This is a genomic window from Paraflavitalea sp., assembly GCF_059502485.1.
Genome location: NZ_JCACET010000010.1, coordinates 436280 through 458861 on the forward strand (window position 1 = coordinate 436280; position 22582 = coordinate 458861).

A 22582-nucleotide genomic window follows, 5' to 3' on the forward strand; every position below is an offset into this window, starting at 1 on the left:
ATGACAACTGAACTAATATTCCTTTGCATAGCAGCTTTTCTGGCCGGATTCATCGATGCGATCGTTGGTGGCGGTGGATTGATCCAAACACCTGTAGGACTTGTATTACTTCCGCAATATCCCGTAGCTACGGTGCTGGGCACCCTGAAAATACCCGCCTTTAGTGGCACCAGCTTTGCCGCCATACAATATGCCCGTACCGTAAAATTGGATTATAAGCGGCTGGCAGCTATGACGACCATCGCTTTCTGTGCAGCCTTTACCGGCTCCAAACTACTCACGCTGGTAAGCAGCAGCTTTATGAAGCCGTTGCTATTGGTGATCCTGATAGGTGTAGCCATATACACTTACACCAAAAAGAACTTTGGCGCCCATACAGAAAAAACACACAGCGATAAACAGCAATGGTGGTATGCGGCAGGCATCAGCCTCGTGATCGGTTTTTATGACGGCTTCATTGGCCCGGGTGCAGGGAGTTTTCTAATACTGGCCTTTGTGGCCATATTGGGATTCGACTTTCTGAAGGCCAGTGCGCATGCCAAGTTCGTGAACCTCGCTACCAACCTTGGGTCGATCATTTTCTTTGCCCTCAGCGGTAAGATCATTTACAAAATTGCCCTACCCATGGCGGCCTGCAATGCACTGGGTGGCTTCTGTGGCGCCCGGCTCGCCATCCTGAAAGGCAATGCGTTCATTCGTATATTGTTCCTGGTAGTAGTATGCGGTACTATTCTGCGCTTTGCGTATGACATCTTTTTCAAATGAGTCTGCAAGCCAGAGGCTTGCCAATACCCGTCACCAGCGAGACGCTGGCGACTGAGGAGATTTTCGTATATTGGTAGTACAAACAACCGTTATGAACAAAGCCCCTTTTCACTTATCCAATCTCATTCCATTTCTTCCCTACTTATATTACATAGCGCTTTCTGTAGCCATGTTCTTTGTACAGACAGACAAAGAAACAGCCAGCATCGGTGATCTTAAAATGCTGATACTGGCAGTACCTTTTGCTGTACAACTTATTTTCTCCTTCAGGCACGTCGATCTTATATTGGGTGTCATTATGTTCGTATTGGCCCTGTATCTTACATTGGCTTATGCAAGCGACCTGGCAAAGCTCACTGCCTATACCACACGTGCTGTCAATTTTATCGTTATCGGCGGCCTGGTTGTCATACTCAACTATGTAATGGCCATCCTGCTATTCAGGAATGAGCGCTTGCGCCACGAACCAATCGAAGCACAACCCTGCTAAGCATCCTATCGGCGCATTTTAACAGTTTGAATACAGTTACATCCGCAATTAGCATATTCTTTGTTACGTTTTACCATAACAATTGGTAAATTCGTGTAATAGAAACGCTTGATATGCAAGACAATTTCGAATCAAAGAAGAATGCGCAAGCAGGTGGATATACCGCACTGGTATGTGGCCTGTTGCTAATCATTTTCTTTTTTGTACGTTGGTCATTACCTGCTTTACCCGAACCTCCTTTGGAAGAGGGTATTGAAGTGAACCTTGGCAGCAGCGATGCAGGCTTTGGTACCGACCAGCCATTTGAACCCGGTCCTCCTGCTCCCGCCGAGCAGCAAGCGTATACTCCCCCGGCTCCCACACCGGTGCAGGAAGAACCAGCTAAAGAAACGCCAGATGATAACGAACCGGATGCGCCCGAGATCAAGAAGCCAACAGTAACTAAACCGGAAGCAACCAAGATCCCGGAGAAAGACGTGGTGAAAAGCAAACCAGTCAAGAAACCAGTAGAAGCTCCACCAGCGCCTCCTGTCAATAAGCCCAAAGCTGTATTCAAAGGCGTGAACGGAACCGGTACCGGCGGCAATGAAGCCGATACTTACAAGAAAGGTGGCAACCAGGGTATTGCCGGTGGACAAGGCGATCAGGGAAGACCTGGTGGTAATCCCAACTCCGATAATTATACCGGTGGTGGAAAAGGCAATGGTGGTATATCGGTAAGGTCCGGATTGGGAAATCGTAAGATCACTGGTCTACCCAAGTTTACCGATGATTTCGACGAAGCAGGTACAGTTGTAGTGTCGGTGAAGTTTGGCAACAATGGCCGGCCAATTGATGTAAGTGTTGTAGTAAGAGGAAGTACCACCAGCAGTGCTCAATTAAAAGATATAGCCTTGCGTAAGGCCCGCCAAATCACCATCAATGCTGATCCCAATGCAGCAGAAGAGCAGATTGTTGTATTTAACATGGTCTTCAAACTGACCAATTAATAGCGACTTACTAATCCATGGATATATGCAACGCCACGGTTTTGGAACCGTGGCGTTGCTTTTATAGCTTTGTCCCTCCAACAACGATGATGAACTACGAAGAAACACTCCATTACCTGCTTACACGCCTGCCCGTGTTCAGCCGCATTGGTGCAGCCGCCTATAAGAAAGACCTTACCAATACGATAGCGCTTTGCGATTACATAGGTAATCCACAACACCGGTTCAAGACGATCCATATTGCCGGGACCAATGGCAAAGGCTCTACCAGCCATATGCTTGCTGCTATCCTGCAAACAGCCGGCTATAAAACCGGCCTGTATACTTCTCCACACCTGCGCGACTTCAGGGAGCGGTTCCGTATCGATGGCGCTATGATCGAACAAGACTTTGTGATCGACTTCACCCGGCGCATAGAACCAGCCATCGACAAGATAGAGCCTTCCTTCTTCGAGATCACAGTAGCCATGGCCTTCGATTATTTTGCGCAACACAACGTCGATATAGCAGTTATAGAAACCGGCCTTGGCGGAAGACTCGACAGCACCAATATTATTACTCCCGAATTATCCATCATCACCAATATTGGATGGGACCACATGAACCTGCTGGGCGATACATTGGAGAAGATCGCTTTTGAAAAAGCAGGCATCATCAAACAAGGTATACCCGTCGTTGTAGGCGAAACCGCCGTAGCCACCAGAAAGGTATTTGAACAAGTCGCCACCGAAAAGCAGGCGCCACTGTTCTTTGCAGATCAGCTTCGCTATGTGGCCGACTGGAAATATGAACACCATGAACTGATGGTGCAGGTAACCCGTAATGGACATGATGAACGTATTCCTTATCACCTCGACCTGCCAGGCTATTACCAGACCAAGAATCTCATCACCGTACTTGAGTCAGTACACCAACTGCAGCAAAAAGGCTGGAGCCTTCCGCTGGAGGCAGTGCAAAAGGCTGTCCAAAAGGTAAAGCAACTTACCGGCTTACACGGACGCTGGGATGTGATACACCGCAATCCTGCGGTGGTGCTGGACGTAGGCCACAATGAAGATGGTATACGCCAGATATTATCACAAATAGAATTGACCAATCACCAGCACCTGCACATCGTGATCGGCATGGTGAAGGATAAAGAAATAGATAAAGTATTACAGCAGCTGCCCAAAGAAGCAGATTACTACTTCACCAAAGCACAAATACCACGGGCCTTACCGGAAGAAGAGTTGGCAGCAAAGGCAGGCGCCCTCGACTTGTATGGCCATGCTTATCCCGATGTGAACACCGCCCTCAAAGCAGCGCTACACAAGGCACACAAAGATGATCTGATCATTGTGTGTGGCAGTGTGTTTGTTGTAGGAGAAGTGAATTTATAAAGCTCCCAGCTTCTTCAGTCCATAATAAATGGCCGTTACGTGCATGGCCTGAATGATCTCGTTGTTGTCGAGCATCTGCTTCAGCTCCTCTATGGTGCAGAGGTGGATTTCGATGTCCTCGTTATCATCCAGCGATTGCTCCTTTACCAGTTTACCACCGGTAGCCAGGAACATGTGCATGAGGTTGTTGTTCGTAGAAGGGTTGGCACTCGTTTTACCGAGGTATTCATATTTGGCGAAAGTATAACCGGTTTCTTCCAGCAGCTCACGGGCAATGGCTTCTTCATAATTAGCATCTGTGTCATCCACACAACCGCCGGGGATTTCCAGGTGTGACTCACCCAGGCCATGACGGTATTGCCGTTCAAGGATCACTTTCCCATCCTCTGTCAGTGCCAGCGCCGTTACCCAGGTAGGGAATTCATACACATAATAAGGCGTAACTATTTTGCCATCGGGGCGTTCGCAGGTATCCTGCCGCACAGTGAACCAAAGATCTTTGAATAAGTACTCCGATTTGAGGGTTTTCCAGGTAAGATCGCGCATGAGTAGTTGAAAGGTTAATAGGTTAATAAGTTGAAAGGACCTTTGCCTGGCAATGCTTTTTTACGGCTCACATTTCCTTACCATCCACTCGCCAGCACATCAGCGAGGTGCATGGTTTGCAAAGGCAGGCCTTTATGGCGTATGTAGCCGTCGAGGTGCATGAGACAGGAATGATCGGTAGAGATGATGCATTCTGCACCGGTCTGTTTTGCATTGGTTACCTTCTGATCGGCCATACCGATCGAGATAGGCTCAAACTTCACGGCAAAGGTGCCACCAAAACCACAGCAGGTTTCCACATCATTCATCTCTGTCAGCTCAAGTCCTTTTACGTGCGACAATAACGCTCGTGGCTCAGCTTTAATTTTACATTCGCGCAAAGCAGCGCAAGAATCATGGTAAGTGGCTTTGGTATGCAGGGAGGCGCCCACATCTTCCACCTTCATCACATTGACGAGAAATTCAGCAAATTCAAACGTCCGCTTCTGCAATTCTTTTACTTCATTATGATGTGAGGAGTTGTCGAACAACTGGGGATAATAATTACGGACAAAACCTGTGCAGGAAGCACTCGGCGCTACCACATAATCGGGACCACTGAAATCGCGCAGGAATTTGGTGCACACCTCTTTGGCTTCGCGTTGAAAGCCGGCATTGAAAGCCGGTTGGCCACAGCAGGTCTGCTCTGCATTATAATTTACCGTGCAGCCCACTTTCTCCAACACCTTCACCATGTTGAAAGCGGTTTGCGGATACAGCTGATCAATAAAACAAGGTATAAAAAGTTGTACGTTCATATATACCTACCGGCTTGCGACGCAGAGGCCAGACTACTTTTTATGAAAAGAGTTAGCTAATGCAATCATCTTGATGGCAGTGATGGCAGCTTCTTCACCTTTGTGGCCATGTTTGCCGCCAATACGTTCATCGGCTTGTTGTTGATTATCTACAGTAAGTATACCAAAGATGGTAGGTACAGGAAGGGTTAAGTTCAATTGTGTTATGCCCTGGGTTACGCCCTGGCATACATATTCAAAATGCGGGGTATCGCCACGCAGCACGCAGCCGAGGGCGATAAAAGCATCGGGACGATCGTCTCTGTATTTGTTGGCATCCCAATAGCTTTTTACGCCAAAGGGTATTTCAAAAGCGCCAGGCACATTAACTACATGAATGTGTTTCACCTCCTGTTGTTTCAATACCTTGATGCAGCCTTTCTCCAGTTCATCTATAATACTTGCGTTCCACTCGGTACGCACAATAACGATACAGGCATCCTTCTTAAGGATGCCTGTATTGATTTCTAATAATTTACTATTGCTTACTTCAGCCATAATTCATTTACAATTCTAATCTCAATCAAAGCCTGCACAACCAGTTCACGAATGCTCGTAGCTCGCGGCTCGAAGCTTATTTTGTATCACCCCACTTGCCCAGGTACTTGTCGATGTCCTGACCACCTTGCATTTCAGGCATTACGCTACGGGGATATTTATCCTTGATCTGACGAGCCAATGCAACTGCATCCTGTGTTTTACCGGCATCCGCCAACAGCAGGGCTGCACGGAACAGGTACTCGGGAGAGTTGATCTCGTCTTCAGGGAAAGCAGCACCGGCTTTCTTATAATAAGAAATAGCATCTTCTTTCTTACCCAATTCGGAGTAAGCATCTCCCAACAAACCATTGGCGCGCATTTCTGCTACCACTTCATCAGAAGAGAAATCTTTCAGGTATTTGATGGCGTTGTTGAAGTCACCCAGTTGCAGGTAGCACGCACCAGCATAGAACTTAGCCCTGTTGCCGGTTTTAGTACCGCCGTATTTGGAGATCACTTTCAGGAAACCCTGGTTGATGCCGTCGCCGTTCAGCGCCAGCTTGGCAGAATCGTTCCTGAAATATTCTTCAGCTTTCCATACAGCTTCAGAAGCTTTCAACTCTTCAGGCCCTTTAACGAAATAGTTATAGGCGAAGAAACCACCTACACCCAATACCACAACAGCCAGTACAATCAATATAGACTTGCTGTTTTTGCTCCAGAATTGTTGGGCGCCCGCCACCACTCTTTCTTCAGAACTCGTTTGCACGGGAGCTGTCCCGGTTGGCTTAATCTCAGTAGCCATGTTGTCGTTTAGTTTTTAATGTTGGATTGTTAGGGTTATTGCTTAGTCTACAATGAACGGATAATTCGCATCCATAGCAACATCCTTCAGCACTTCATCATCAGAAGGCCAGGGAGATTCTTCAGCGAATTTCACAGAAGCTACTACCGCATCGTTTACACGCTTGTCGATAGCTGCGATCTCGTCTTTTGTAGCGTATTTATTCTTCAGAATGGTATTCAATACCAGTTGAATGGGGTCACGTTGTTTGTACTCTTCCACTTCTTCCTTGGTGCGGTATTTCTGAGGATCAGAAATAGAGTGACCTTTGTAACGGTAGGTCTTGATTTCCAACAGGGTTGGACCATCGCCTTCACGGGCTCTCTTCACGGCGCGGGAAATCGCTTCGTGAACAGCTTCAGCGCTCATACCGTCGACTGTGTCGCCGGGCATTTCATATGCGTCAGCCAGTTTATAGATATCAGTTACGTTACTGGTACGCTCTACAGAAGTACCCATCGCGTAATTGTTGTTCTCGCAAATGAAGATAACAGGGAGCTTCCAGGTCATTGCCATGTTGAAAGTCTCATGGAGCATACCCTGGCGGGCAGCGCCATCACCAAAGAAAGTGAGGGCTACGTTATCAGTGCCTTTATATTTTTCAGCGAAGGCCAATCCGGCGCCGGTGCCGATCTGAGCACCTACGATACCGTGACCACCGAAGAAGAAAACGTCTTTACCAAAGAAGTGCATAGAACCACCTTTACCCTTTGCACAACCGGTAACCTTACCGTACAGTTCGGCCATACAGGAGTCGGGAGAAACACCTTTTGCGAGGGCCAGACCGTGGTCGCGGTAAGCCGTTACAAAAGGATCTTCGAGGCGGGTGGCGGTCATACAACCAGCGGCAATGGCTTCCTGCCCTATATAGGCGTGGAAAAAGCCCCGGATCTTACCGTCCATTTTATACTTTTCTTCTGCCATTAGCTCAAACTGACGGATCAACTGCATCAGTTCGTACCAGTACAAATAAGTCTCTTTACTGAATTTGGTTGCGGCCACTATAACTTGATTTGAGGTTATCTGCCCAAAAACGTTTCCTCGCCCCGGGTACAGCCGGAAGGAAAAGGCGGGGGCAAAGATAAGGGGTAAACCGGAATTTTTCTACAGCGTGGAAATTTAGATTTTGACTGTTAATTGATTGGAAAAGAAAATATTCCCTGTTGCTTTACCGGAACAGGTCTGAGCACTCTTTCCTGCTTTTTTTCGTATATTACAGTATGGGCCTTACTTTTTTAATTTCCATTTTTGGGAATAAATATCTTATAACCTGTTTTTCGTCCAAACGCGCCATGGTAGCGGGTTTGCCAACTGACAAAAACATATTTCAGCGTCCCGCCTGCATTTGAGCCCTGTTGTCTTACTATTCCCTTACTATTGCCTTACTATTGGCTTACTATTACCTTGCTTTTACTATGGCGTATCTATGGGGGAGCTATGGGAGTGCTATGAAGGAGATACGGGAGAGGTATAGGGGGAATATGGGAGAGATATGAAAGGTATACAAGGTTATAAGCACGAAAAAGCCCCCTTAAGGGGGCTGTATAGTCATTTTAGTTAGGCAATGTAAGCTGCTGGCTTACCTTCCGCCAGGCATTTTCTTCTCCTGTTTCAGGCTTTGCAGCGAGGGGTCCATCGCAATGGCCTGGTTACAAAGCTGTTCGCCTTTAGCCTTATCTCCTTTCTTTTGATAGGCCATCCCGATCATATAGAGCGCGTTGGCGTTCTTTTTATCAACCACCAGGATCCGGTCCCAGGTATCGATGGCTTCCTGGTATTTGCCGCTGCGGTAATACGCATCCCCAACGTTGTATAGCAACTCCCCATCCTGCGGCCGGTGTTCCAGCACCGCCGTCAACAAGGGTAATCCCTTTTCATAATCCTTCAGGTTGAGGTAGGCATTGGCCAGGTTTTCGAGATACACGTCCGTGCGCTTGTAGCCTTTTTCGCCCGCCATTTCAAACCAGTACACAGCTTTTTTATCATCCGGAATGGCGTAGGCCACCATGCCGGCTTCGAACATCCAGTTGGCATTATTGGGCTCGCGGGCGATGGCTTGCTGGAAGCAGCCTTCAGCTCTCTTATAATTACTCATTTCCACAAAACAGCGAGCGGCGATATAAGGCACCTCTCCCTTGGTAGAGTCATCACGCCAGGCTTTTTCACAGTATTTGAGGGCTTCGCCATAATTCTCCAGCTCATAGTAGCTTTTAGCGATGGTGAAGTTCATGGGCTTGGTACCGATCTTCATCTGCTGCATTTTCTGCGCATACTTGATCGCATCGGCCCACTTTCTTAGATTCAGGTTCAGCGTGGCCAGGTTTTCCACCACCACAGGATTGCTGGGCTCCTTGACCTCTGCCTTCGCAAACTTCTCGCGGGCTTCCGCATAACGGTTCTGAGCCACCAGGGCATTCCCCCACTCTATGAGGGTTGCTGAATTATCGGCACTAAACTGGTTTGATTTGGCAAAGTGTTTTTCTGCTTCGCGGAAGCGGCGGGCTTGTTGCTCGACCATTCCTTTCTCGTGATAGAAAGTGGCACTATCGGCATTTTGACCGAAAGCAGTGGAAGATGTACAGGCAACCAGGAGCCATACCAATGGGGTGGTTCGCATAAAAAAGGATTATATAGGTTTCGATGCCGGTCTATGCTACTTAAACCGGCCCTTTACAATTTACGAAGCTTATTTGAGCACTATACATCCCAACGGAGGCAAATGAATATTTATTTCATAGCGGTTTTCCTTTTTATCCACAAGAGAGGTTAAAATTTCGGGGTTGTAAACATCCCCTGTTCCGCCATATTTTGCGAGGTCAGTATTGAACACTTCTTTCCAAGATTCCTTGCCGTTGGCATACAGTTTCCAGTCGCGCCGCACCATAGGCGTCAGGTTCAGGATCACCAGCAGGTCGTTGGCAGGATCTTTCCCTTTGCGGCGATATACTATTACGCATTCCGGACGGTGAGACAGGTCTATCCACTCAAATCCATACGCATTAAACTGGTTCTCATATAATGCCGGTTCATTGCGCAGCAGGAAGTTCAGATCACGCACACAATCCTTCAGCCCCCTATGGCTTTCATATTTCAGCAGAAACCAAGGCAATTCTGATTTGTAATTCCATTCGGTATTGGCGCCAAACTCATTGCCCATGAACAACAACTTACCACCCGGGTGGGTAAACATGTACCCATATAAAGCGCGCAGGTTGGCAAACTTCTGCCAGTCGTCACCCGGCATTTTATACAACATTGGGCTTTTGCCATGTACTACTTCATCATGACTCAGTGGCAGCATGAAGTTCTCATCATAATAGTACATCATGCTGAACGTAAACTTATTTTGATGATACTGCCGCTCGATAGGATCGAGTTTGAAATAATCGAGCGTATCGTGCATCCATCCCATCATCCACTTCATCCCAAAGCCGAGACCGTCCATATAAGTTGGGCGGGAAACACCCGGCCAATCCGTTGCCTCTTCAGCGATGGTTTGTGTATCGGGGAAGTCGCGGTAAATGGTTTCATTAAGATCTTTGATAAAAGCAATCGCTTCAAGATTACCATCGCCACCATGTTCATTGGGTTCCCACTCCCCTTCTTCGCGCGAATAGTTGAGCTTGAGCATAGAGCTTACCGCATCTACCCGCAGGCCATCGATGTGGAATTTATCGAGCCAGAAGCGGGCGCTGCTGATGAGGAAAGACTTTACTTCTCCGCGCTTATAATTGAAAATGTAACTATTCCAATCCGGATGAAAACCTTTGCGCATGTCGGCATATTCATACGTATGGGTACCATCAAACATAAAAAGACCGTGCGCGTCATACGGGAAATGAGAGGGCACCCAGTCGAGAATAACTCCAATGCCCGCCTGGTGAAAAGCATCTACCAACGCCATGAACCCTTGCGGATCACCATAACGGGATGTAGGAGCAAAATACCCAGTTCCCTGATAACCCCAGCTTCCATCGAAGGGATGTTCATTGACTGGCATCAACTCCACATGTGTAAATCCCATCTCGTTTACATAATTTACAAGTCGCTCGCGGAAGAAATCATAGGTGTTATAGCGCTCTTCATCATTGGCATCGGGCCGCATCCAGCTGGCAAGGTGCACTTCATAAACACTATAGGGCGCTTTGGTGCTGTTGTGCGACGCACGCTCCTTCATCCACTTTCCGTCGTTCCAGTTAAACCCAAGATCCCAGGTAATAGAAGCAGTATCGGGACGGCGTTCCCAGAAATTAGCATAAGGATCGCCCTTGTCCATCTTACGTCCCCGGAAACCATGTATATGATATTTGTAAACTTCTCCTTTAGGCATGTGAGGGATGAAACCTTCCCAGATACCGGAATTATCTAACCGCACATACAATGGATGTGACTGGGTATTCCAGTGATTAAAATTGCCGGTCACAGAAACCCAGGTGGCATTGGGCGCCCACACGGCAAAATAATATCCCGTCTTATCCAGCACTGTTATTTCGCGGGAGCCGAACAATTCATACAGACGGTAATTGGTTCCATTTTGAAAATTGTCAATATCCTCTCCGGTAAACAGTGAATAATTCCATACAGGACGGGTACTGTCTACAAAATGAATGTCTTCATACTTCTTCTCTTGTGCCACGCAGTAATATTTTTTATAGCTTATTTATGGAATCTTTAACGACTTGCATCATACTCATTCCGTTGAAACATTCGTTTGACCGGTGATCAATTGAAAATGTTAAAACGAATTTAACCTAATCGTATTAAACCTGATTATCCGGACTTTTGCGACCACAAAGATTAAGAACTGAGGTTTTAGGTTTTTTCCAACCTTTTGCCCAGCGCGTTACGTCTTTATTGAGTTGCTTCACTTGTTTGCAGATGTACGTCCCCGATTCGCAGATGAAGATTTGATCCCAGTGCCCCTGCATGTAGCTTTGCAAAGATTTCAGCGTATAGAGATAATAATTAGTTAACCTGAAAGAAAACTAAGCCAAAACATTATTAACCCAGCAAAGAACCGATGCAAAAACTAACGTTTACCCTTTTGTTCCTGATCTTATCAGCCTCTTCTCTATTTGCGCAACAAGCTACTCTTAAAGGTACAGTAATTGATACCAGTGAGAAGAAAAATCTTACCAATAGTGTCGTCGCATTACTCCGTAAATCGGATTCCGTTCTCGTCACCTTTGGACGTACCGATAAAACCGGACAATTTACACTCAACAAGTTCGTGCCAGGCAAATATGTAATGTTGATCACCCACCCGGCTTATGCAGATTACATGGATGAAGTGGACGTGAAGGACGCTTCGCCTGTAGACCTGGGAAAGGTAGCCATGATCCTGAAAAGTCAATTACTACAGGAAGTCGTTGTATCGCATAAGCTGGGTGCTATCCGCATTAAAGGAGATACGACGGAATATAAAGCCGACAGCTTTTATATGAAGGCGGGCAGCAGCGTGGAAGACCTGTTGAAAGTATTACCCGGTATTACCGTAGACAGAAATGGTAAAATTACGGCCCAGGGCGAAGCCGTGCAGAAGGTGTTGGTAGATGGCGAAGAGTTTTTTAGTGATGACCCCACCATTGCCACGCGCGGCCTTTTATCCGATGCGGTAGACAAAGTGCAGGTGTTTGACAAAAAGAGTGACCAGGCCGCCTTTACCGGCATCGACGACGGTCAAAAGATCAAAACGATCGACCTGAAATTAAAGGAAGATAAGAAAAAGGGCTACTTCGGTAAACTGGAGCTGGGCAGCAACGGCGATAAATACTGGAACAACAATGCGATGCTGAACGCTTTCAAAGGCAAACGTAAATTCTCTGCCTTTGGCATCATGAGCAGCACCGGCAAAACGGGTCTCGACTTCCAGGAGAACATGAACTATGGCGGCACAGGCGGCGGCATGGACATGGGCATGACAGATGACGGCGGTATGTATATATCAATGGGCGGCAGCGGTGATGATGGATTTGGTGGCGGCAACTTCTGGGGCGAGGGTTTCCCCAAAGGATGGGCCGGCGGTCTGCATTACTCCAATAAATGGAATGGCGACAGGCTGCACCTGAACGGCAACTATAAATTTAATAAGATCAATACTGAAGCGAGCGGCAGTACTACCAGCCAGTATATATTACCCGACTCTTTATATTATGTAAATGAGAATGGCAATAACTACAGCAGCAAAGAACGTCACCGCATCGATGGTATTTATGATATAACGCTCGACTCCTCTTCCACCCTGAAGGTCACTGCCAGCGGCTGGAAAGGCAAAACCAACAACTACAATGTAAATAAATCCGAGTGGCTGGATGAAGACGGCAACCCGGTGCGCACGATCGACCAACGTACCACTTCCATTGGCGAGAACCAGGCGCTGACGACCAGCCTCGCCTATCGCAAGAAATTCAAAAAGCCCGGCAGAACGCTCTCTGCTACTTTCAACCAGGATTACCGCGAAACCACGTCGGATGGATTCCTGTATGCCGATAACGAGTTTTTCAAAAGCGGTAGCAGTACACATGTGCTCGTAGACCAGAAGAAGATCAACGACAATATCACCGCCAATGTCAATGGCCGCTTATCTTATACCGAGCCATTATCCAAAAGAGCGGTGCTGGAAATCAACTATAGCCTCAGCAATAGCCACCGCCAGTCGCGCAGGACAACATTAAATCCTACTGCGCCAGGCAAGTATGATCAAATAGTGGACTCTCTGTCGAACGATTATGCTTTCAACGTATTGAACAACTCAGGCGGTATCAACTATCGTTATGCCAAGCCGAAGAAGATGAACTTCTCCTTTGGCGCCAATGTATCGCGTGCCGACTTTACCCGCAAAGACCTGAAGACAGGTGCAGACACCCGTTATAGCTTTACCAACTTCTTCCCGCAGGCAAATATCAACTGGACAGTGGGCCAGGGCGGCAACTTACGCTTTGGTTATTTCGGCAGTACTCAGGCGCCTACTATCGACCAGATACAGCCGGTAAACGATAACTCTGACCAATCGAATTTCCGCGTCGGTAATCCCGACCTGAAACAGGCCTTCCGGAGCCGTTTCAACCTGGGCTACAATAGCTATAAGATATTATCTGAAAGTGGTATCTGGGCAAGCGTTAGTTTCTCTACCGTACAAAATGACTTCAGTTCGATCACTACAATCAAAGACGCGATACGAACCACAAAGCCTGTAAACGTAAACGGCAACTACAACATGAATGGCTGGTTCGATTACAACCGGAAGCTCCTCAAAAAGATCAGGCTGTACGTAGGACCCAGTGTGAACTTCAACATCAGCCGCAACGTAAACTTCATCGACGCCCTGGAGAACACTAACAACAACCAGAGCATAGGCGGTGGCATGAGTATCCGGTACGAAATAGAAAAGAAGTTCTCTATTACGCTCCGTCCAGACATCAGCTACGTTAAATCCAAATCCTCTCTGCGCCCGGATGTGGTAACCAAATACTGGACACAAAGCCATGAAGTATGGGCCAACTTATCCCTGCCCTGGAAGATCGACATCAACACGGATTGCAGTTTCAACTTCCGTCAGAAGACAAGCGCCTTCGACAGGAATACGAACTCTATCCGCTGGAATGCCAATATTGAAAGAAAGATATTGAAAGGAGATGCAGCCCGTATCCGTTTCTCAGCTTTCGATATCCTCGATCAAAATATCGGTTTCAACCGGAACGTGCAGACCAACTTTATCAATGAGCGGACCTATGACACTTTCCGCCGTTACTTTATGTTGTCTGCAATCTGGAACTTCAGCAAGAACGGCGCGAAACCAATGGGATGGTAGGATGAGTGCAGAGTTATAAAGAACAAATTAATATTGACGAATTATTAAACTTATTATATGCGATCTAAATCATTTTTAATAACAGCTTTACTGGTGGCAAGCACACTTCTTTCCAGCGCGCAGCAGTTCATCACTCATGGAAAGATTGAATTTGAGCGGAAAGTAAACCAACATTCCATGCTGGAAGAAGGGAGCATCTGGAATGACATGATGAAGAAAAACACACCGAAGTTCTACACTTCTTATTATGACCTGTACTTCAAAGGCAACGTCTCCCTGTACAAGAATGGCCGGGAGTCAGAGGTTCGCCAGAATAAAGTTTGGAACGTGTTTGTAGCAGAGAATACCATTCAAACCAATCTCGACAGCAACACCTCCATCACCCTGAAGGATATACAAAACGACCTGTACCTGATCAACGATTCGCTGCGCAAGATCGATTGGAAGATCGGCACAGAGATCCGCAAGATCGCCAATTTCGACTGCCGCAAAGCCGTAGGCAAGATCATGGACTCCATCATTGTGATCGCTTTTTATACCGATGAGATCATGGCTTCCGGTGGTCCTGAATCATTCAGTGGCCTGCCCGGCATGATCCTTGGCATCGCTATTCCCCGCCTGCACACCACCTGGTATGCTACCAAGTTGGAACTGATCGACATTCCTGACAAAGAAATACAGGCGCCTAAAAAAGGTAAGAAGTATACTTCAACCGCCTTTCAGACGCAGTTGAGAGAGATCATGAAGGACTGGGGCGATGAAGGAAAAAGATTGATACCGCAGATATTGTTGTAGAAGCTATGAGCTTTGAACGGCGAGCCGCGAGTTGTACAACTTGCGGCTCGTCGCTTTTATGCCACTTAGCAGACTGAAAGATTAATGACTTGTTTACAAGTCTAATAGAATCTTTTTCAGCTTATCCAATAATACTGGCAGAAATGTTTCTTTGATTTGCCAAACGATATTATAATCAATACCGAAGTAATCATGCACGATCCGGTTTCTGAATCCTCTGATACGATGCCAATCTATATCAGGGTATTTTTCCTTGATTTCTTCAGGTAGTCTGTTTGCCGCCTCTCCTATTATTTCAAAGTTCCTTACTACAGCGTCGATCGTTTTAGAATCTGCAACAAACTCATCAAATGATAAATCAGCGGTATAGGTGAGTATTTTTTGGCCGCTATCTATAATATCCTCAATCAGGAGATTGGGTTGTCTTTTAGACATAGATGATTTCCGGTTCTATTTGAGAAAGATATTTACTTTTTATACCTTTTTTAGAAACAAGGTCTACTTTCTTCTTTAGTTCTTTTTCAATTAATTCAGCAAGATCGATGAACTCAATACCTATCGGTTGGTTGAAGTCTACAATGATATCAATATCACTTGAAGTGGGGGAATAATCGTCGCGCACAATGGAGCCAAACAATCCCAGTGAGCTAACATGGTATTTGTTAGCCAGGAAAGGTTTTAACCTTTGCAGTGCAAATTTTACTTCTGACAAATGCGACATACTACAAATATAATCAAAAAACGTAGGTTGGGAGGTAGAAAATTGTGTTCAGTCTATTGTTGCTTATTGTAGTAGAAGGACCAGTTGCGTTTTAGCGGATATTTTCATTTTATCTCCTATTGTAGCGCTTTGTCCCGTGACCACGTCTTTTGCTTTGGTAAACCCTTTCAACCTTTCTTCGAAGCGGGCGGTGGTAATTTCTTTTTCTTTATCCTCCGGGTTCATGATGCACATCACGGTTTGCTTCGCATCATAGCGGAAATACACATACACGCCATCTTCCGGCACATACTGCATCATTTTACCGGTCTTAATGGCCGATGAACCTTTACGAAACTTCGCCAGTGCACGGGTATAATTGAATAAGCTATCCTCCTGTGGCGTGCGGCCTGCAGCCGTGAACTTATTGGCGCTATCGCCTGCCCATCCGCCGGGAAAATCAAGCCGTACTTTACCATCGGGATCAGCAAAATTTTTCATCATCACTTCCGTACCATAATACAATTGCGGCACGCCCCGGAAAGTAAGCAGCCAGGCCAGTCCTATCTTCAACTTCTGTACATCCTCTCCTACTACCGACAGGAACCGGCTAAGATCGTGGTTGTCCAGGAAGATCACCTGCTTCATCGGGTCTTTATATACAAAGTCATTGGAAGCGGTGAGGTAAAGACGGTTCACCCCTTCCGTCCAGCCGAATGACTGATTGAGCGCTGGCACAATGCCATAGAGGTTCAACTGGAAGTCGGTGATGGCAGGCAGGTTACTGCTATATGGTATCTGATAAACGTTTTGCGTAAAGAAGCTTTGATTGGGAACGCCATGCACCCAGGTCTCGCCGAAGATGTGCAACTGCGGATATTCATCCAGCAAGGCTTTGTTGCAACGGTTCATGAAGGCGAGGTCATTGTAAGCATATGTATCGATGCGCCAGCCGTCGAGGCCAAACTCTTCCGTGCACCAGATCGCATGTTGGATGAGGAAGTTGGCCACAAAAGGATTGTGCTGGTTAAGATCAGGCATAGAGGGTACAAACCAGCCATCACTCATTTTCTTTTTATCGATTGCCGCGGCATACGGGTCCATCAATACCTGGTCCTTGTAAGTAGTGTTGGTATAAGAGGGCCAGAAGTGGAACCAACTGCTATCAGGCAGGTCGCGAAACAGGAAATGTTCAATGCCTACATGATTATAGACAGCATCCTGTATCAGCTTCATACCACGCTTGTGCAGGGCATTGCTCAATGAATGATAAGCAGCCGCTCCGCCAATGCGCGGTTCAATAGTATAGTGATCAGTAGCAGCATAACCATGCTCCGTACGCTGCGGCATGTCATTCAGCAATACGGGGTTCAGCCAAAGCGCTGTGACACCGAGGTCTTGCAAGTAATCCAGATGATTCTCTATGCCTTTCAGGTCACCACCATGGCGGTCGAATATTTCCTGGCGGTTGAGGCTTTGGTCTTTCAGGCCAGCAACACGATCATTGGAAAGATCGCCATTGCTGAAACGATCAGGCATGATGAGATAGATCAGGTCTTCGCTGGTAATCCCTTTTATTCTTGTTTTACCATTCTCTGTACTGCGAGCTTTGAGTTCGTACACCAGCTCATTTAGCTGCATATCCACATCCATAAACTTAAGGTGTAGTTTACCCGGTCTGGCGGTTTGGCTGATCTGCAGATCAATCGCAAGGTAGTTCCGATTTCGAAACCCATGTGTCTCCAATAGTTTTACACCCGGATACAATTTCATAGATACCCTGGTACCTCTCCTGATATTTTTTGCATGTATCAGCAATTGCAGTTTCTCCTCTTTCATACCCGTCCACCAATGCGTAGGATATACTTTCACTTCGTTTTGAGCAAGAACACCAACAGCCAATAACAGGCAGCATACAATAGTTAATACTGAAATCCGTATCATTCGTGTAATTCGTTACAATTCGTGTAATCTGTTTTCACTCGTTGCCTACAACAGGTCTTCTTTCATCTTATCCCTTACAATCACCGCACAGATAAAGCCGGCCAGGATCAGCAGCCAGCCACCTATTTGCACAGCCAGCAGGCGATCATTACCGAGGTAGTTTTCCATGATCTTGCCAAAGAACAAAGAAGCAATGATCTCCGGCAATACAATGAAGAAGTTGAAGATACCCATGTAGATGCCGATCTTATTTTCGGGCAGGTGACCGGCCAGCATAGAATATGGCATAGACAGGATGGAAGCCCAGGCAATGCCCACCATACTCATAGACAGGTACAGCATAGCAGGATCGGAAACAAAACTGACAGAGACAAGTCCTACACCGCCAATGAGCAGACAAAAAGTATGCGTCATCTTACGGCCAAACTTGCCCACCCAGAAAGGCAGGGAAAAGGAAAAGAGGCAAGTAACCAGGTTCAACACCGCGGAAGTAGCGCCTGCATGTTCTATACCCTGAGTATATAATTTAAACTCGGGTGATCCATTAGCGGCCTGCGGATCGCCTTTGAAGAAGATTTGTCCAACAGTAGGTCCATAATAAAACCACATCAGGAACAGGCCCGGCCAAGTGAGGAACTGTACCAGCGCCAGCCTTTTCATTTGCTGCGGCATGTTCATGATAGAATGTGTGATCTCCTTCACAGCGCCACCAAGGCCACTACCATGCTGCGCATCGAGTTTCTTTTTCCAATCAGGATCGCGCGGCGGGTATTCCCGGCTGCGCAACACCGTATATAATACAGCACCCAAAAACATGATGCCGCCAATGTAGAATGACCACATGATGTTTTGCGGAATGCCACCAGCTACTTTATCGCGGCTAATGCCAAACCAGTTGGCCAGTACACCCGGCAGAAAACCGGCAATACAGGAGGCCGCACCAATGAACATGCTTTGCATAGCATAGCCAAAAGCGCGTTGCTTATCATTGAGGTTGTCGGCTACAAAGGCGCGGAAGGGCTCCATGCTGATGTTGATACAGGAATCCAGTATCCAGAGCGTACCCGCGGCAATCCAGACCGTGGGAGAATTGGGCATGATGAACAGGGCCAGGGAACTAAGGATGGCCCCTACCAGGAAATAGGGCCGGCGGCGGCCCCAACGGGGATGCCAGGTACGGTCGCTTAAATAACCAATGATAGGCTGAACGATGAGGCCCGTCATGGGAGCTGCCAGCCACAGGCCGGGAATGGCTTCCGGACTGGCGCCCAGGTACTCATAAATGGCGCTCATATTGTTCATCTGGAGGGTCCAGCCAAACTGGATGCCGAAGAATCCGAAACACATGTTCCAGATCTGCCAGAAGTTGACGCGGGGCTTGACATTGATAGCTTCTTCCGTTTCCAGCGTGAGGGGGGTGATAGGCTCCATAGCAATCGTTATTTTATTTTGGCAGCGGAAAGATAAGGACTTATTGTGTAATTAATACACTAAGGTAAAGATAACACGAATTTCAGGCGAATTATACGAATTGATGTGCTGCTGCTTTGTGGCGTAACATTATTGATTATTATTCAACTACAGAACCAATTTACACCTTTTTTCTCTACCTTCCCTTCCCCTAATTACTGGTTGATTCATGCGCCTGATAAAACAATGTTTTCTCTATTTTAAAGAAGGAAATTCCGATAAGGTCTATGAAATAGACCTGTGCGACGTTGGCAATGATAAATATGTGGTGAACTTTCGTTACGGACGCCGGGGCGGCACCCTGAAAGAGGGTAGCAAAACACCCGTGCCCGTATCACTGCAAGAGGCGGAAAAGATCTATGATGCGCTGGCCGACGAAAAAATAAGCAAGGGATATACTACTTCCGAAAGTGGACAGGCCCCTGCCCCACCCAGGCGCAGCAGTTTTGCGCTCCCTACCGCCGCTACAGCACCTGCCATCGACTTGTCATCGATGCCCGAAGGGCGCAACAAAGCCATACTGAAACGCTTGCAACAAGCAGTCCAGGGCAGCGCAGCTCCCCGCCAAAAGCCCTGGAAGCTGAGCCGCGTCATCTGGAAAGCAGGCGAGTACAGGATCAAAGAAACCGTTCCATTCATACTGCAATTATTTACGCAGGGCGATACGCTACATCAGTACGTTTGTACCTGGGCACTGGTGCGTACCGGCGACGGATCAGCCGCCGAAGCACTGCAGGCCATTTATAAAGACCATTCTTCCTCCATAGTAAGCCGCATCGCAGGGGCTGGTCTGCTGCAAATACTCACTGGCGAAGCCCGTGAACAGCATGTGGCCCATTATCTGAAAACGTTGCCGGAAGCCATTCAAACAGAGATTGCAGCACACAACACTGTTGCGTTGGAATCTTTACTGACAGAAAGAAGCACTCAATTACAACCTCAATATGCCTGGCTGGAAAGCCTGTACCTGGTATCGACAGAGCAAAGATGGTTACGACCATTGGTAAAGCGATTGCTGCTACAGGTGCCTTTCAAGCCCAATCATTTCAAGCATCTGCGCGCCATTTTCAAGATGGCGGAGTTGCTGGACGACTTCGAGATAACGGGTCTGCTGACCATCCGCATCGAGCGTGAGGAAGAAATGTACGAACACCATGTTCCTTCCAGCAATAGGGAACGAAAAGTATTTATACCCGAAGCAGATGAATATATAAGTCCGCACAAAGAGTTGCTGAAAAAGAACAGCCGCCTTGCTTATTCCCAAAGGACGCGCTGGTACCTGCACCGCCGCGTGCGCCGTCGCCTGCAAATGCTGGGCAATGCAGACAATACCGATTACGTGAAGCTGGCCACCGGCTTATTGATCTCCTACAGCAAAGAGAAAGATTTTAAAGAGCCTTATTCAACTACTTCCTATGCATTGCAAGGAGGTCGTTATGCACAGGTAGAAACGCGCTTTCCGCAAAATGCCCATGCTGTATTTATGCACCAGATATTGAGCGGCGAGCATCCGGAACTACAACTGGTAAATGGTCAGCTCTGGAAACTGCTCACGCCTGCTGCAGCCCGCGCTGCCGCGCAGGCACGCGAAGCCATCGAGCGCGCCCGCAGTGGTGGCGGAGGTTTCATGAAAAAACTGCTTGGCTTGTTTAGTAAAAAGAAGCCGGCTTATACACCCGCCAGCACCCCGACGCCGGCACCTGCACAGCCTGCAGCCCCCAAAAAGAATGAGAATGGTACGCCTTTTCTGCATTTGTGGAACCGGCTTCCTCAATCGTATATACAACTGCTGATAGAAGCAGAGCTGGAGGAGATACATGAGTTTGCAGCCGAAGCGCTGCCTGCTCATCCTTCCTGGGCCGAGATCAAAGAAAAACTGGATGTACCTGTTTATAAAGGATTGCTCACCTCACGCTTTCCCATACCTGCCCAATTTGGTTACAAGCTGGTGCAGGACAAATACCTGCTGCAACAACCGGAATGGGACCTGGTGATCGCTATGCTCAACTCTTCTCATGCACCGGCCCGTGAAAAAGGCAAAGAGTGGGCTACTACTAATCAATTTACTTACTTCGGGCAAAGTGATTTTATTAAAGAACTGTTGTTTGCCCGTGAGGCGGACATCAGGCAATGGGGCGCCACCTTGATACGGAACAGCCAACTGAGTGCTGATCTTAAAAAAGCAGTAGCAGGCAAAGCCATTGCCACGATGATGGGCTTTACGGTGATCGATACTTCCACTGAAGCCCTCATCAAAGGAGCCAGCGATACGCTGTTTGAATTATTCGGACCTGAATTGCAGGAAGTTCCCTTCGCAGCCATAGCCGATCTGCTGCAACACCCTGCACCGCCTGTGCTGGTATTTGGCCTGCGGCTGCTGAAAGCCAACAGCCGGCAGATAACGCCCGACATGCTGAGCAAATCATTGCTGGTTGCGCTATTGCAACATCCTTATGCGCCGGTACGCGAAGCGGGTACGGGCCTGCTGGCTGATATGGATGCGGATACATTGCTAAAGCACCAGGATGAAATGATCGCTGCGTGTTTATCTGTTTATCAGAATGTACGGCAAGGTATGCGACCTGTTATCGCCCGCATGGCGCAGCATGATCAGGCATTTGGTTATAAAGCAGCAACGCTGTTAATGCCCTGGCTGATGCGGAAAGAATCCAGCGAAGGTTTGCACGATGATCTTAGCTTGCTGCTGTGTAATGAATTAAGTGGTTACCTGCAGAACGTGAATAAAGAAACTGCGCTCAACCTGCTATACGGCAATTACAAAGCGGGGCAGAACCTGGGTGTGGTGATATTGGAAAAGTATACCAATCCCGATCAGTTAACCATCCCGCAAGTAGTAGCGCTCGGCAGTCATGAAAATCTTACCGTGCGTACCTGGAGCTGGAAGTTTTACAGCGAGCAGGTTCCGCGCATCAAATATGAGAAGGAAGCAGCGGTGAAGCTATTGGAAAGCAAATGGGAAGACTCCCGCAAATTCGCCATGCAGTTCTTCCGGGAACATTTTACGGCTGCCGACTGGTCGCCGGAAGCATTGATCACACTGGCCGACTCCGTGAAGCCGGATGTAGAAGCATATGGCAGGGAGTTGATCACCCGGTTCTTCGAAAGTGAGAACGGCGTTCAATACCTCCTGCAGCTGAGCCAGCATCCCAGTGAAAAAATGCAGTTGTTTGCCACTAATTACCTCGAGCGTTTCGCAGCTAATGATATCGAAAAGATACAGTCGCTGGAATTTTATTTCCGTTCAGTATTGACCCGTGTAAACAAAAGCCGGATCGCGAAGAACAGGATATTCCACTTCCTGTTAACGGAAGGGCGCAAATCGGAAGCTGCGGCACGAACAGTGAGTGCTATACTCACCGACATCTCTGCTACCGCCGCTATTGGCGACAAGGCAAAATGTATCGATGTGTTGCTGCAGCTGAGGTCATTGTATGAAGTAGAAACCCCATTAAAGGTGAAGCCAACCGAAACAAGGATGGTGACCGACACAACCAATCCGTTATCATAAACCGA

Annotated in this window: 18 protein-coding genes; 7 read left to right on the forward strand and 11 right to left on the reverse strand. The window is 47.4% G+C overall.

The features are described 5' to 3' along the window. The 4 genes from AC5JBY_RS19035 to AC5JBY_RS19050 all read left to right on the forward strand — a co-directional run bounded on the left by AC5JBY_RS19035 (position 1) and on the right by AC5JBY_RS19050 (position 3623). Positions 1-765, forward strand: a complete 765-nt coding sequence (locus AC5JBY_RS19035) for a sulfite exporter TauE/SafE family protein (RefSeq protein WP_495906227.1) — start codon at positions 1-3, stop codon at positions 763-765. A 91-nt stretch (positions 766-856) separates the two neighbouring features. Then, positions 857-1255, forward strand: coding sequence for a hypothetical protein (locus tag AC5JBY_RS19040; RefSeq protein ID WP_495906228.1), 399 nt, complete (start codon positions 857-859; stop codon positions 1253-1255). Positions 1256-1368: 113 nt separating this feature from the next. Next, complete coding sequence (locus tag AC5JBY_RS19045) at positions 1369-2244, forward strand: hypothetical protein (protein WP_495906229.1); 876 nt, start codon at positions 1369-1371, stop codon at positions 2242-2244. 86 nt (positions 2245-2330) lie between these two features. Then, positions 2331-3623 carry a bifunctional folylpolyglutamate synthase/dihydrofolate synthase gene (locus tag AC5JBY_RS19050; RefSeq protein WP_495906230.1) on the forward strand — a complete coding sequence of 431 codons (1293 nt, stop codon included), beginning with the start codon at positions 2331-2333 and terminating at the stop codon, positions 3621-3623. Here the strand turns inward: AC5JBY_RS19050 and AC5JBY_RS19055 are convergent. The 7 genes from AC5JBY_RS19055 to glgB form a co-directional block, all read right to left on the reverse strand. Next, positions 3618-4169: an NUDIX hydrolase gene (locus AC5JBY_RS19055; RefSeq protein ID WP_495906231.1), complete on the reverse strand. Its 552-nt coding sequence runs from the start codon at positions 4167-4169 to the stop codon at positions 3618-3620. The two genes, AC5JBY_RS19050 and AC5JBY_RS19055, sit on opposite strands and share 6 nt — an antisense overlap. Positions 4170-4246: 77 nt before the next feature. Continuing rightward, on the reverse strand, positions 4247-4966 hold the full coding sequence (locus AC5JBY_RS19060; RefSeq protein WP_495906232.1) for a (Fe-S)-binding protein: 720 nt from the start codon (positions 4964-4966) through the stop codon (positions 4247-4249). 33 nt (positions 4967-4999) lie between these two features. Beyond that, the gene (gene ribH / locus AC5JBY_RS19065; protein WP_495906233.1) at positions 5000-5503 is read right to left on the reverse strand and encodes a 6,7-dimethyl-8-ribityllumazine synthase; all 504 of its coding nucleotides are present in this window, start codon (positions 5501-5503) and stop codon (positions 5000-5002) included. 76 nt (positions 5504-5579) lie between these two features. After that, entirely contained in the window at positions 5580-6290 is a 711-nt protein-coding gene (locus tag AC5JBY_RS19070) for a tetratricopeptide repeat protein (RefSeq protein WP_495906234.1), read from the reverse strand. A gap of 42 nt (positions 6291-6332) precedes the next feature. After that, complete coding sequence (gene pdhA / locus AC5JBY_RS19075) at positions 6333-7280, reverse strand: pyruvate dehydrogenase (acetyl-transferring) E1 component subunit alpha (protein WP_495907968.1); 948 nt, start codon at positions 7278-7280, stop codon at positions 6333-6335. 628 nt (positions 7281-7908) lie between these two features. Then, positions 7909-8946: a tetratricopeptide repeat protein gene (locus AC5JBY_RS19080; protein WP_495906235.1), complete on the reverse strand. Its 1038-nt coding sequence runs from the start codon at positions 8944-8946 to the stop codon at positions 7909-7911. 69 nt (positions 8947-9015) lie between these two features. Beyond that, positions 9016-10965, reverse strand: coding sequence for a 1,4-alpha-glucan branching protein GlgB (gene glgB / locus AC5JBY_RS19085; protein WP_495906236.1), 1950 nt, complete (start codon positions 10963-10965; stop codon positions 9016-9018). 384 nt (positions 10966-11349) lie between these two features. On the opposite strand from glgB, the gene AC5JBY_RS19090 reads away from it, so the two are divergent. Next, positions 11350-14139, forward strand: coding sequence for a TonB-dependent receptor (locus AC5JBY_RS19090; protein WP_495906237.1), 2790 nt, complete (start codon positions 11350-11352; stop codon positions 14137-14139). 57 nt (positions 14140-14196) lie between these two features. After that, positions 14197-14934: a GLPGLI family protein gene (locus tag AC5JBY_RS19095; RefSeq protein WP_495906238.1), complete on the forward strand. Its 738-nt coding sequence runs from the start codon at positions 14197-14199 to the stop codon at positions 14932-14934. A 93-nt stretch (positions 14935-15027) separates the two neighbouring features. Here AC5JBY_RS19095 and AC5JBY_RS19100 read toward each other — a convergent pair whose 3' ends face one another. The 4 genes from AC5JBY_RS19100 to AC5JBY_RS19115 all read right to left on the reverse strand — a co-directional run bounded on the left by AC5JBY_RS19100 (position 15028) and on the right by AC5JBY_RS19115 (position 19009). Then, a complete protein-coding gene (locus tag AC5JBY_RS19100; RefSeq protein WP_495906239.1) occupies positions 15028-15369 on the reverse strand; it encodes a HepT-like ribonuclease domain-containing protein in 342 nt (113 codons plus the stop codon). Continuing rightward, a complete protein-coding gene (locus AC5JBY_RS19105; protein WP_495906240.1) occupies positions 15362-15655 on the reverse strand; it encodes a nucleotidyltransferase family protein in 294 nt (97 codons plus the stop codon). The genes AC5JBY_RS19100 and AC5JBY_RS19105 overlap by 8 nt, the downstream gene beginning before the upstream one ends. A gap of 63 nt (positions 15656-15718) precedes the next feature. Next, on the reverse strand, positions 15719-17578 hold the full coding sequence (locus AC5JBY_RS19110) for a glycoside hydrolase family 13 protein (protein WP_495906241.1): 1860 nt from the start codon (positions 17576-17578) through the stop codon (positions 15719-15721). A gap of 45 nt (positions 17579-17623) precedes the next feature. After that, complete coding sequence (locus AC5JBY_RS19115) at positions 17624-19009, reverse strand: MFS transporter (RefSeq protein ID WP_495906242.1); 1386 nt, start codon at positions 19007-19009, stop codon at positions 17624-17626. A 208-nt stretch (positions 19010-19217) separates the two neighbouring features. Between AC5JBY_RS19115 and AC5JBY_RS19120 the strand changes: the two genes are divergently transcribed. After that, entirely contained in the window at positions 19218-22577 is a 3360-nt protein-coding gene (locus AC5JBY_RS19120; RefSeq protein ID WP_495906243.1) for a WGR domain-containing protein, read from the forward strand. Positions 22578-22582 lie beyond the last annotated feature (5 nt).